Raw genomic sequence first — 13051 nt, 5'->3', positions numbered from 1 at the left:
CCAGTCTTGATAACGACGGCGGTCCTCCTTCGGGAGGGCCGCCGTCGGCCGTTAACCGGCAGATTTTAGGCGAGGCCCGCCCTCGTACGGGAGAATTGCGTTATGACCGAGGACAACGGTGCCCAGTGGCACGACGAACCCACTGACTACGGCCAGATCGGCAAGCTGCCCCGGTACGAGGCCGCCAGCGCCAACGACGACAAGGCCGTCTCCAGTTCGCTGAGCATCACCGCCGCGGCCACGGAGCCCGAACTGCTGGACCTGCCTTGGCACATCGCCCTGGAGGACTGGCCGGCGGAATACCTCGCCGCCCTCCCCCGCGGCATCTCCCGGCACATCGTGCGGTTCGCCCACTTGGGCGGCTCGGTGATCGCCATCAAGGAAACCTCGGAGCACATCGCCCGGCACGAGTACCACATGCTCCGCAAGCTCGCCCGGCTGGATGTCCCCTGCGTGGAGCCGGTCGCGGTCATCACCGGACGCACCACCCCGGAGGGCCGGCCGCTGAATCCCGTGCTGGTCACCCGGCACTTGAAGTTCTCCATGCCGTACCGCGCGCTGTTCTCGCAGATGCTGCGCAAAGACACACTGACCCGCCTGATCGACGCCCAGGCCCTGCTGCTGGTCCGGCTGCACCTGATCGGTTTCTACTGGGGCGACGTCTCGCTCTCCAACACCCTCTTCCGCCGCGACGCCGGCGCCTTCGCGGCCTACCTCGTGGACGCCGAAACCGGCGAGCTGTACCCGGACCTGTCCACCGGCCAGCGCGAGTACGACCTGGAAATCGCCCGGGTCAACATCGCCGGCGAACTGATGGACCTGCTCGACGGCGGCCTGATCGAGGAAAAGGTGGATCCGGTCGCCACCAGCGAGCTCATCATGGAGAGCTACCGGCGGCTCTGGACCGAGCTGACGGAAAAGGAATCCTTCGAGATTGGTGAGCGCTGGCGGGTGGCCGCGCGTATCCGGCGGCTCAACGAACTGGGCTTCGACGTCGAGGAATACGCCATCAAGACCACGCAGAACGGTTCCACGATCCAGCTTCAGCCCAAGGTGGTGGACGCGGGGCACCACCAGCGCCGGCTGCTGCGCCTGACCGGCCTCGATGCCCAGGAAAACCAGGCGCGGCGGCTGCTGAACGACATGGACTCCTTCCGGGCGGACAACAACCCCGGCATGGACGAGGAATACAGCGCGCACCTCTGGGTGAGCCAGATCTTCGAGCCGATCGTCCGTTCGATCCCCCGCGACCTCTCTGGGAAGCTCGAACCGGCGGAGGCCGTGCACGAGATCCTGGAGCACCGCTGGTACATGTCCGAGAAGGAGAACCGGCACATTCCGCTGGCCGAGGCCGTACAGTCCTACATCGATTCCGAACTCCGGCACCGCCGGGACGAGGCCGCGATCATGCTGAACCCGGACACCGAACTGCTCAAGATCCTGGAAGTCGAGACCGAGGAATCCCGCTACGGCGAGGACGAGGCGATCGAAGAATACCCGGACTCGGACGACTAGGGCACCCCGCGCCCGCACGCACCCAACTAGCTAGCATTTAAGGCCGATTTGAGCAACCAAAACGGCCTTAGCTGCGAGTCAGTTGGGTGGAACCGGTTCCAGCACAGCCGGGCTAAATCGCCTTGCCGGGGTTCAGGATGCCGGCCGGGTCGAAGAGCTCCTTGATCCTGCGCTGCAGTTCGCGCACCGGCTCCTTCTGCTCCAGGCTCAGCCAGCGCAGCTTGTACTGGCCCACGCCGTGCTCCCCGGTGATGGTGCCGCCCATCGCGAGGGCGACGGTGACGGAGTTGTCCAAGGCCGCGCCCAGCCGTGCCATGGCCGCGGCGTCCACGGCATCGCCGCTCCGGTCCACCCAGAAGGTGGGGTGCAGGTTGCCGTCGCCGGCGTGGGCCACCACCTTGAGCTTGACCTCGTGCCGCACGGCCATGGCCTCCAGCTCCGCGACGTAGTCCACCAGCCGGGACCGCGGCACGGCGACGTCCTCGCCCACCCGGTATTCGTCGTCGACCTCGACGCCGCGGCTGTTGCGGCGGAGTTCCACCAGCTGTTCGGCCTCGGCACTGGCTTCCATGGTCACCACGGCGCCGCCGGCGGCCAGCAGCGGCCGGATCGCGGCGGCCTCCGCCGCGGCGCCGAAGCCGTCGGTCTGGATCAGCAGCAGCGAGGCGCCCCGGGAGGCCAGGTCCGAGCCGTGGGCGTCGTCGAGCTGGGCGAGCGAGCCGCCGTCGAGCAGTTCCATGATGGCCGGCTGCACGCGCGCCTTGCCCACCGCGAGGACGCCCGCCGCGGCGCTGCGGAAGTCGGGGTAGAACGCGGCGATGGTGTGGACTTCCCGCGGCAGGTACTTCAGCCGCACCGTGATCCCGACGACGATCCCGAGGGTGCCCTCGGAGCCCACGAACAGGCCCGTGAGGTCGTAGCCGGCCACGCCCTTGAAGGTCTGGTGCCCGGTGTGGATCAGCGTGCCGTCCGCGAGCACGACGTCGAGCGCCAGCACGGAGTCCCGCGTCACCCCGTACTTCGCGCAGCGCAGGCCGCCGGCGTTCGTTGCGACGTTCCCGCCGATGGTGGAGATCTTGTAGCTGGCCGGGTCCGGCGCATACATCAGGCCGTGCACCGCCGCCGCGGCGTTCAGTGCGGCGTTGATGACGCCGGGTTCGACGACGGCGGTCTCGTCGTCCGGGTTGAGGTCGAGGATGCGGTTCATCCGTTCCAGGCTGAGCACCACGCAGCCTTCGCTGGCGTGGGCGCCGCCGGACACCCCGGTGCCCGCGCCGCGGGGCACCAGTGGAACCCGGTGGGCGGCACAGGCGCGGACGGCGGCTTGGACGTCCGCCACGGATTCGGCCAGGACCACGGCCTGCGGGAGCTGGTAGTCCAGCACAGGCGCCTGGTCCACCGCGTACGCCGCCAGGGCCGCCTCATCCACGGTGACCTTCGCCCCGCCCAGGGCGGACGTCAGCTCCTCAACAATGCCGCGCATGCGCTCTCCAGTTCTCCGTCGAATCCGGCCGTCAGTCTTGGCCTTCAGTCTAGGGTGCCGGCAGCGCCACTCCCGGCAGCACCCAGACGGCGGCTGCGGGGCCGCCACTGTCGAAGAGCGCGCCTGCGGGATCAGGGCCCACCGCGAGGTCGCCGGCGGCAAAGGCGGGTGGTTGCGCGAGCGCGGCGAGTTGCCGGGCGGAGAGCAGGCCCGCGGCGAGTTCGAAGTCTGTGGCGGCCCTGGCCACGACCACCAGCACCGTGCTGTCCGCGGTTTCCCGCACAAAGGCCAGCGCGTCCCCCCGCGCGTGCAGCCAGCGGAGTCCGCCGCCGGTGAGGGCGGGCTGTTCCCGGCGCAGCGCGGTGAGCGAGGCATACGTGCCACGGAGGTCAGTCAGGATCCGCCCCGGATCGGTCCACGGCATGGGCGTGCGGGAAAACTCCCCGTTGTCGCCCTTGAGCCCGAACTCGTCCCCGGCAAACACCACCGGCACGCCGGGCAGGGTGAACATCAGCACGGCGCCCAGCTGCTGGCCGCCGTCGATCATGACCGTGGAGGCCCGGGCGGTGTCGTGGCTGTTCAGGGCATTCATGTTCTGCTGCCGGACATCCCAGCTGAAGGCGGCGGCCAGGTCCTGGTGCGTGGCGAGGAAATCCTCCGCGTCCATCCGGTTGGGCCCGGGCAACGGCGTGCCGAAGAAATTGACGTGCCCGGCGTCGCCGGAAAGCCAGGCCCACAGCGGGCGGGTGAAGTTGGAGTACGTCATCGCACCGTGCCAGTGCTCGCCGCTGAAGTCCGGAGCGGCGTCGTTGGTTGCCTCGGCCAGCAGCGCCGCGTCCTGGTTGATTCCGCGGACCCGGTCCGCGATCAGCCTGGCCACTTCCTGGTTGAGGTCGGTCGCCCCGAGCCGTCCTGTCATATTGCCGACGTCGATCCGCCAGCCGTCCAGGCTGAACGGCGGCCGGAGCCACCGGGCCACCGGGGATTCGTCGTCCAGGACGAACTTGTCCCGCAGTCCGGCCGAGGCCCAGTTCAGCTTGGGCAGCGACGGCACGCCGTACCAGGCTTCGTAGGAGCTGTGGTCCTCGTTGAAGTAGTAGTAGCCGGCTTCCTCGGAGTCTGGTTCGGCCAGGGCGCGCTGGAACCATTCGTGCGCGTCGCCGGAGTGGTTGGCGGTGAGGTCACCCATCACCTTCAGGCCGCGGGCGTGGGCCGCTTCCACGAGTTCCACCAGTGCCGCGTCGCCGCCCAGCAGCGGGTCCACCATGGAAAAGGTCGAGGCGTCATAGCGGTGGTTGGACCGAGCGGGAAAGAACGGCGTCAGGTAGATGATGTCCGCCCCGAGCCCCTGGATATGGTCCAGGTGTTCCGTGACACCGTGCAGGTCGCCGCCGTAGAACTGGAAGGGTGTCTCGGCGGACGCGCCCTGCACTTCGGTGCCGTCCCAGTCGCAGGGCACGGCCCAGTCCGGGACGGGGTGCGTCGATGCCCGGGCCGAGCGTGCGAAACGGTCCGGGAAGACCTGGTACAGGGTGCCCCGGCGCAGCCACGGCGGCGCGGCCGGGAACGTCGTGAGCCGGAAGTCCGCGTAGTCGGAGACATCCCGGCCGAAGAGGCCCTGCGCGTTGAGGGTCCAGTAGCGCGATCCGACCTCGATCAGAAACCGGTAGCGGGTCACGGGGTTGGTGACCGTCAGGTCCGCTTCCCACCACACCCAGCCCTCGGTCTCACCGATGTTCACGCAGCTCGTGTACCGGGGTTCGCCGTCGTGCACCGAGCGGAGCCAGACCCGGCTGGCCCGGCCCCACGCGCCGGGGACGCGGATCCGGAGCCGCGCCGCGGCCCCGGCCTCCACCGTTTGCGGTGCGTGCAGGCCGGACCCGTCGTGGTGCGGCAGCAGCCCGGCCGTGCCAGCGCCGGACATGCTTAGCCCTTCACCGAGCCCTGCGTGAGCCCGCTGACGATGTAGCGCTGCAGGAACAGGAACAGGGCCATGACCGGGATGGCGCTGATGACCGCGCCGGCGGCAAAGACACCCCAGTTCTCGGAGCGCTGCTGTGCCACGAAGGAGTAGAGGCCGACGGCGAGGGTCTGGCTGTCCGGGTCCGTGAGCACAACGGACGCGATCACAAATTCGCCGGAGATGCCGATGAAGGACAGCAGCCCCACGACGGCCAGGATCGGCGTGACCAGGCGCATGATGATCCCGAAGAAGATCTGCGTGTGGCTCGCCCCGTCAATCTTGGCGGCCTCGTCCAGGGACTGCGGCACGGTGTTGAAGAAGCCGTACATCAGGTAGGTGTTCACGCCCAGGGCGCCGCCCAGGTAGACCATGATCAGGCCCAGCTGGCTGCCCAGGCCCAGCGCGGGGATGACCTCGGAGATGCCGCTGAGCAGCAGGAAGATGGCGACGACGGCCAGCAGCTGCGGGAACATCTGCAGCAGCAGCAGGCTCAGCAGGCCGAACCGGCGGCCAGTGAAGCGCATCCGGGAGAAGGCATACGCCGCCATCGCCCCGAGGAACACCGTGGCCGCGGAGGTTACGCCGCCCACCACCATGGTGTTCAGGAACCACTGGGCAAAGGGCCGCGAGGGCATGTCGAACAGGGCGGTGAAGTTCCCGAAGTCGATCTTGCTGAACAGCGCGTTGGAACCCACCAGGGTACCGGTGGAGTTCAGCGCCGCGGAGAGCACGTAGAGCAGCGGGAAGACGGCGAAGATCGTCACGATGACGCCCACCAGGTGACGCCAGCCCTTGTCCTTGAACCAGACGCCGAAGGGGCGCCGGCGCTGCAGCGACTTGAGGTATTCGACGTCCGTGGTGCCGGTGGTGATGCCCTGCTCGGCCTGGTGCGCCGGAGCGGCGGTGCGCGGTGCTGACCCGTTCATGAGTTCACGTCCTCGAGTGCCTTGGTCTGCTTGAAACTGATGGCCGAGACAGTGGCCACGATGATGAAGATGATGATGGCGAGGGCGCTGGCGAGGCCGTAGTCACGGCCGGTGCCCTGTCCGAACGCCACCTTGTACACCAGGGTGATCAGGATGTCCGTGGCTCCGATGTCCCGGTCGGTGTCGGCGAACCGGGGCCCGCCGCCGGTGAGCATGAAGATCACGTTGAAGTTGTTGAAGTTGAAGGCGAAGGAGGAGATCAGCAGCGGTGCGATCGAGACCAGCAGCAGCGGCAGCTTGATGGAGCGAAACACCCGCCACGGGCCGGCGCCGTCCATCCGGGCGGCCTCGTCCAGCTCGTTGGGCAGCGACTGCAGCGCGCCGGTGCAGACCAGGAACATGTAGGGGAAGCCGAGCCAGAGGTTGACCACCAGGACGCTGATCTTGGCCAGGACCGGATCCGTAAGCCAGCCGATCGAGGCCCCGCCGAGCAGGGTCTGGTTGAGCCAGCCGAACTCCGGGTTGAGGATGCCGGACCAGACCAGGCCGGTGAGGAACGCGGGGAAGGCGTACGGCAGGATCATCAGGATCCGGTACACCTTCTTGCCCTTGAGGTCTTCCCGGTTGAAGGTGATGGCCAGGAACAGGCCCAAGGCGAAGGTCAGCGCGACGGAGGCCACGGCGAAGGTGAAGGTCCAGAGGATGACGCCCAGCAGGGGTCCGCGCAGGCTGGGGTCGGTGAAGGCGCGGGCGAAGTTTTCCATCCCGACGTCGATCTTCCAGCCGGTGGAGAGGGTCTCGCCGTTGTCCGCGGCGAAGGCGCCCTTGCCGTTGTCGCGGTAGACCGCCCCGGTAGTGGTGTCCGTGAAGGTGTCCGCGGCGGCGTCGTACTTCAGCGCCGGCTTGAACTGGTAGGCGTTGCTGCCGTCCGCCGTGCGGAGCGTGCCGTCCGCCGGGTTGGCCGACACCGGGACGGTGATGTCCAGGATGCTTTGCTGGTTGGCCACGATTTCCTGGAAGTTCAGGGTTTGGTAGCCGTCCAGCGTCTTGGCCTTGCCGGTGGAGTCCTTGCCGGCCCCGGACACTTCCTCGAGCGGCTTGTCGGTGCTGCCCAGCGAGACCTTGCCCTGTGGGTCCGTGAAGAGCAGGTAGAAGGAGTTGTCCTTGGCCAGCACGGAAGTCTTGTACGCCGGTGAATCCGGTACGCGCTTCTGGGCGGTGAGCTGGATGGCGGCGATCGCGTCATCCTTGGTGCTGTTGTGCCCGTCGCCGTAGTTGGTGAAGGCGATGTAGCCGCTAAACATGACCACGAAGACCTGGAACACCAGCAGGAACAGCACGCCCGGGGCCAGGTACTTGGCGGGCAGGCCGCCCTTGCGCAGGTAGATCCAGTTGATCACCAGTACGACGGCGGCGGAGACGCCCAGCGCCAGCCAGGACTGGCTCAGGAAGAGCATGATCAGGACGTAGACAGCGAGGGCATCGACGAGGCCCAGCAGCACGATCTTGGCGATGGTGCCCTTCACCCCCTCGGGGCCGGTCCGGCGTTGGCGGAGGGTTCTGGCCTGGCGGCCGGGGCTTGTGGTGGCGGTGTCCGGGGCGGACGACGCTGCGGGGTCGGTGTCCTCGCGGAGTTCGGTTTCTGACATGGCTGTCTACAGTCCTTGGGAGAAGCTGGGGTGATGCAGGAACGGGCCGGGCAGCCTGGTGGCCGCCCGGCCCGGTGCTGCCGGTTCCTGGCGCTTGGGAAAGCGTCAGGAACCGGCGCGGGGACTAACCCTTGATTTTCGCCTTGATGCTGGCGGCCATCTTGGCCCAGTCAGCGGCCGGGTCGCCCTGGCCCTTGATCAGGGCCAGTTCGGTGGCGCCCCAGTCGGCCCAGACCGCGCTCATTTCCGGGATGGCCGGCATCGGCACACCGGTGGCGCCGATCTTGCCGAAGGCAGCGACAACCGGGTCGCTGGCTGCCTTGTCGAAGGAGGCCTTCAGTGCCGGCGGGCGGCCGCCGGCCTTGTACATGGAGTCCTGGGCTGCCTCGGAGGTCAGGTAGTTGGTGACGAACTCGTTGGTGGCGAGGGCGTTGGCGCTCTTGGCGCTGATGAAGAAGCCGTTGACGCCGATGAACGGCTGGGCCGGCTGGTCGCCGGCGGCCGGCAGTTCGTCAACCGCGAACTTGATGCCCTTCTTCTGCACGTCCGGAACGTTCCACGGGCCGGTCAGGTAGTACGGGGACTCGCCGGCAAGGAACTTCTCCTTGGCGATGTCACCGGTGATGTTGGAGTTGATGATCTTTTCGCCCTTGTCGCCCCAGGCGGCAAGCTTCTTCGCGAACTCGACGCCGGCGGCGTCGCCGATCAGCAGCTGCTTCGGGTCGTAGCCGCCGTCGGCCGCCTTGCCGAAGACCTGCGAGCCCATGGAGGACTGCAGCGGGTACAGGTGGTACGGGTCGCCCTGCTTCGGATCCATGCCCACCAGGAACGGGAACTTGGCCTTGCCGTCCGCGACGGCCTTCTTGCCGTTGGCGATGACCTCGTCCATGGTCTTGGCCGCGTCCGGGACGATGGCCGTGTTGCGCAGGAGGGCGATGTTCTCAACAGCGTAGGGAACACCGTAGACAGAGCCGTTGTAGGTCATGGCCTTGACCGAGGACTCCTGGAAGGCGTCCTTCTTGTCGCCGAGCTCGACCGGGGCGATCACGCCGTTCTGGACGAACTTGCCTACCCAGTCGTGCGGGCCGACGATGAGGTCGGGGCCCTTGCCGGTCGGGACCTGGGTGATGAAGTCGTCGCGCACGGCGGCGAAGTCCTTGACGACGAGCTTGACGTCGATGCCGGTGTCGGCCTTGAACTTCGCGGTGATGTCCTTCAGGGCGGGCGAGCGCTCGGCGTCGACCCACATGGTGATGGTGCCGGCGCCGCCGGACTTGAGATCCGGCTTGGCGGTGGCCGTTGCCGTGGCCGGGCCGGTTGCCGCAGCCCCGCCGCAGGCGCTGAGTGCCAGCGCTGCAACAACGGAGATCGCGCCGGCCGTGAAGACCCGGCGGCTGGTTCCGGTCGTGAGGGTGTTCTGCACCTTCATTGGTGTCCCTTTCATAAAATCCTGCATCCACGCGGAGGGCTCTTCGGAAGTCTCCTGGGCCCGGTGGCATCGTCGGTGATGTGGCTCACAGCTGCAAGCGCTTCCAAGCTACACGGTGATGGGCGCTTTGGAAAGTCATTCTAGCGTGGCGTGTCGCGGGGCGGTGACCAGGGCGGGAGGCCGCGAGGCACCGTCAGGAGGCCTAGTGGCGCGGAACAGGTGGGTCCATGCCGCGGATCCACCGCAGGCTCTCCGAGCAGCCCAAAAAGATTTCTCGGCTGGAAGCGTTTTCAATTTCGACGTTGGGGACTTACGATTACCGGCATGTCCGTTGATTCAGTACTCACAGCCCCCGCCGCACTGGCCGGCCCGCTGACCCTGGTGCACGCCGCAGATGACACCCCCGGCTGGTGGCGTTCCGCCGTGATCTACCAGGTGTACCCGCGCTCGTTCCGGGACCTGAACGGTGACGGCGTCGGCGATCTGGCCGGCATCACCGCCGAACTCCCCCAGCTCGCCGAGTTGGAGATCGACGCGGTCTGGCTCTCGCCGTTCTACCGCTCCCCGCAGCGCGACGCCGGCTACGACGTCAGCGACTACTGCGACGTCGATCCCCTGTTCGGGACCCTGGCCGATTTCGACGCCATGATGGCCGAGGCCAACCGCCTCGGGCTACGGCTGATCGTGGATCTGGTGCCCAACCACTGCTCGGACCAGCACGCCGCTTTCCAGGCGGCGCTGGCAGCCCCCGCGGGCAGCCCGGAGCGGGACATGTTCATCTTCCGGGACGGCCGCGGCGATTCCGGCGAGCAGCCCCCGAACAATTGGCAGTCGCACTTCGGCGGACCGGCCTGGACCCGGATCACCGAACCCGACGGCACCCCCGGCCAGTGGTACCTGCACCTTTTCGACACCTCCCAGCCCGACTTCAACTGGGACAACGACGCCGTCCACGCCGAATTCGAACGCGTCCTGCGCTTCTGGCTGGACCGCGGCGTCTCCGGCTTCCGCGTCGACGTCGCCCACGCCCTGGTCAAGGCACCGGGCCTGCCCGAATGGGGCGGCCGCGCCGACGGCAACAGCTCGCACGGCTTCCCCGGACACGAAGCCCCGATGTTCGGCCAGCCGGCGCTGCATGACATCTACCGGACCTGGCGCCGGATCCTGGCCGAATACGGCCCCGACCGCATCCTCTGCGCGGAAGCCAACGTGGACCCGCTGCCCCGGCTGGCCGACTGGGTCCGCCCGGACGAGATGCACCAGGCCTTCAACTTTCCCTACCTACACGCCGGCCTGGACGTGCACCGGATGCGCCACGTCATTACGGAGTCACTGACCGCGCTGGACGCCGTCGGCGCGCCGAGCACCTGGGTGCTGTCCAACCACGACGTCGTCCGGCACGCCACCCGCTTCGGCTACAACGGACCGGCGCCCCGCGACGGCGACGGCATCGGCCCCGCCGACGTGCAGCCGGACGAGGCACTCGGACGCTCCCGGGCCGCGGCGGCCTCCATGTTCATGCTGGGCCTGCCCGGCGGCGCGTACCTCTACCAGGGCGAGGAACTCGGCCTCCCCGACGGAATCGACATTCCGGACAGCCAGCGCCAGGACCCCACCTTCGGGCGGACCGGCGGCGAGCGTCTGGGCCGGGACGGTTGCCGGGTTCCGCTGCCGTGGCGTTCCGGCGAGCCCCACGCGGGCTTCGGCGCCGGAGCGGATCCATGGCTGCCGCAGCCGGCGAGCTTCGCCGGCCTGGCCCGGGACGCGCAGGCCGCGTCGCCGTCGTCGCACCTGAACCTGTACAGGCGGATGCTGGCGCTCCGGCGCGAGCTCAGCCTCGGCCAGGGCTCGCTCACCTGGCTTGAGAACTGGTGCACGGACACCTCCCTGGCCTACCTCAACGGCACCACCGCGGTGCTGCTGAACGTCGGGCCGGAGCCGCTCGAACTGCCCGCCGGCCAGGTGCTGCTGCGCAGCTTCGTGTCCGCGGAACAGGGTGAAGACGCCCATCGGTTAAGCTCAGGTGAAACTGTTTGGCTGGAAATCTACATCGAGGACACGGAGAGCTGAAAATGCCCGGCATCAAGGACGTCGCGGAACGGGCCGGCCTCTCCATCGCCACCGTTTCGCGCGCCTTGAGCGGCAAGGGCAATGTCTCGGCCCAGAGCCGCGAACGGGCCCAAGCCGCCGCCACGGAACTTGGCTTCGTGCTGTCCTACCACGCCTCCAGCCTGGCGTCCGGGCGGAACCACAACGTCGGCGTCGTGGTTCCGTCCGTGCACCGCTGGTTCTTCTCCTCGGTGGTGGAGGGCGTCTCCGCGACCCTGCTCGACGCCGGCTACGACCTCACGCTGTACAACGTCAGCGAGGGCGAGGAGCGCCGGCACAGCGTGCTCAACGACTTCCTGCTGCGCAAGCGCGTGGACGCGGTCATTGCGGTGTCCCTGGAGCTCAGCGAGGCCGAGATCCAGCAACTTCTCGCCATCCACCGCCCGATCGTCGGGATTGGCGGTCCCCTTCCGGGCGCCTCGACGATCCGGATCAACGACTCGGGCATCGCCGAGGCGGCGGCCCGGCACCTCATCCAGCTTGGCCACAGCAGGATCGCGCACATGACCGGCGACGCCGCGTACGAGAAGGACTTCCGGCTGCCCGGAACCCGGCAGGGCGGCTTCACCAAAGCCATGCGCGACGCCGGGCTGACGGTCCGTCCGGATTGGCTGGTGTCCGCGGACTTCACCATCCAGGGCGCGTATGCCAGCGCCCGGCAACTACTCGGCAGTTCGATGGAGCGTCCGACGGCGGTCTTCGCGGCCTCGGATGAAATGGCGATCGGCACCATCCTCGCCGCCCGCGACTTCGGGCTGCGCGTACCCCAGGATCTGTCGGTCATCGGGATTGACGGCCACGAACTTGGCGAGCTCTTCGGCCTGACCACCATCGACCAGGATCCCCGGGGCCAGGGAGCCCTTGCGGTCCGGCGCCTGCTCGCCGGGCTGGAAGGCGGCGCGGAGACGGCGGCTGCAGACACCGAGTATCCGACCAAGTTCGTGATCCGCTCCAGCACGGCCGTGCCGCCGGTCGACGCCGTGCCCCTAAGGGGATAGCCGACCCAACAGGTCCTGCCCGGCAAGCGCTCCTAGCGGATCTTCATTCCCTGGGCCCCATCAGCCAGCGCTTCCCGTGGCAACATCGATGGCGACGGTCTTGAGTTCCCGCAGTAGCTTGTGGAGATGCCCATTCACCTGGCTATCAACTTTTCCATCAACCATGATTACCGAGTCGTTCGAGCTGCCCATTCCGCGGTAAGCAGACAAGATTTCCCTGGCTATATCCTTCTGCGCCTCGGGAAGGTTCTTGGTCTCACGTACAGCCGATACAATCCCTTCAAAAAATCTTGCTTCCGATTCGTAGGAGTAGCGTCCAAGAAGCGCCGCCAGTTCTGCAGGAATGTGTTCCAAGCCTGACGTCATTTGAGGCTCCATGACTCTTCGACGCTCACGTCGGAGAGGTCCATGGCTGCGCAATTACGATTTGGTCTGTTCCACCCATGTATAGGCCTCCTTGGTTTGCAACTCCGCCTTTGTGTACGACAGTGCCCGAGGGAAACTGCACGCGAACCCGTGTCCAGCGAGGCAGGCTTCCCTCCAGGCCAAGCCGCCAGTCAGCTCGGTGTTTCCTGGGAAACCGCCTTCTGGGATGCGGTGCGGCTGGCATCAAGACAGAGCGCTGACGCGGCCCGGCTCGAAGGGTGGTGGATTTGGATAACTGCCCAGAGGCCGCTACCGGGTGCTTAGCGCGTGGACAGCCGCGTGGCTTCAGCGTGGTAGCCCGTCACCCAAAGCGGTCCAAGAGGCACAGAGCCTGGATTCCTGAAAAATCATCCAGCGCCGACTCAACAAAGCCCAGATCATTGACGAATGGTGCGGATATAAAACCCGCCCTCACCCCTTCTGTGAGGGCTCTATCCAAACTGACCGGGAAGATACCCGCCCGCAACTAGAATTGATTGCGCCATTAACCACTGTCCAACAACAGCGGCAAAAACGATTCCGGGCCCCAGGATAAATAGCCCGATACGCGAGC

Annotated in this window: 9 protein-coding genes; 3 read left to right on the top strand and 6 right to left on the bottom strand. The window is 67.3% G+C overall.

Translation table 11 applies throughout. The annotated features are described in order from the left end of the window. Positions 1–102 precede the first annotated feature (102 nt). Positions 103–1515 carry a DUF4032 domain-containing protein gene (locus HNO80_RS06070; protein WP_175321950.1) on the top strand — a complete coding sequence of 471 codons (1413 nt, stop codon included), beginning with the start codon at positions 103–105 and terminating at the stop codon, positions 1513–1515. A gap of 112 nt (positions 1516–1627) precedes the next feature. On the opposite strand, the gene HNO80_RS06065 is transcribed toward HNO80_RS06070, so the two are convergent. From HNO80_RS06065 to HNO80_RS06045, 5 genes are all read right to left on the bottom strand, one after another. After that, positions 1628–2998: an FAD-binding oxidoreductase gene (locus HNO80_RS06065; RefSeq protein ID WP_175321949.1), complete on the bottom strand. Its 1371-nt coding sequence runs from the start codon at positions 2996–2998 to the stop codon at positions 1628–1630. A 49-nt stretch (positions 2999–3047) separates the two neighbouring features. Further along, positions 3048–4922 carry a glycoside hydrolase family 13 protein gene (locus tag HNO80_RS06060; RefSeq protein WP_175321948.1) on the bottom strand — a complete coding sequence of 625 codons (1875 nt, stop codon included), beginning with the start codon at positions 4920–4922 and terminating at the stop codon, positions 3048–3050. Positions 4923–4924: 2 nt separating this feature from the next. After that, entirely contained in the window at positions 4925–5887 is a 963-nt protein-coding gene (locus HNO80_RS06055; protein WP_249777192.1) for a sugar ABC transporter permease, read from the bottom strand. Next, positions 5884–7536, bottom strand: coding sequence for an ABC transporter permease subunit (locus tag HNO80_RS06050; RefSeq protein WP_175321947.1), 1653 nt, complete (start codon positions 7534–7536; stop codon positions 5884–5886). Before HNO80_RS06050 ends, HNO80_RS06055 begins: the two co-directional genes overlap by 4 nt. A gap of 124 nt (positions 7537–7660) precedes the next feature. Further along, positions 7661–8965: a sugar ABC transporter substrate-binding protein gene (locus tag HNO80_RS06045; RefSeq protein ID WP_175321946.1), complete on the bottom strand. Its 1305-nt coding sequence runs from the start codon at positions 8963–8965 to the stop codon at positions 7661–7663. A 324-nt stretch (positions 8966–9289) separates the two neighbouring features. Here HNO80_RS06045 and HNO80_RS06040 point away from each other — a divergent pair, with 324 nt between their 5' ends. Both HNO80_RS06040 and HNO80_RS06035 read left to right on the top strand, forming a co-directional pair. Beyond that, a complete protein-coding gene (locus HNO80_RS06040; protein WP_175321945.1) occupies positions 9290–11035 on the top strand; it encodes a glycoside hydrolase family 13 protein in 1746 nt (581 codons plus the stop codon). A 2-nt stretch (positions 11036–11037) separates the two neighbouring features. Continuing rightward, complete coding sequence (locus HNO80_RS06035) at positions 11038–12072, top strand: LacI family DNA-binding transcriptional regulator (RefSeq protein ID WP_175321944.1); 1035 nt, start codon at positions 11038–11040, stop codon at positions 12070–12072. A 60-nt stretch (positions 12073–12132) separates the two neighbouring features. On the opposite strand, the gene HNO80_RS06030 is transcribed toward HNO80_RS06035, so the two are convergent. Then, positions 12133–12438, bottom strand: coding sequence for a hypothetical protein (locus tag HNO80_RS06030; protein ID WP_175321943.1), 306 nt, complete (start codon positions 12436–12438; stop codon positions 12133–12135). Between the last annotated feature and the right edge of the window lie 613 nt (positions 12439–13051).

This window comes from Arthrobacter sp. C9C5 (assembly GCF_013359735.1).
Taxonomy (GTDB): Bacteria; Actinomycetota; Actinomycetes; order Actinomycetales; family Micrococcaceae; genus Arthrobacter.
Note: the sequence above shows the minus strand (reverse complement) of the source record. Positions and strands in the feature narration are given on the sequence as shown.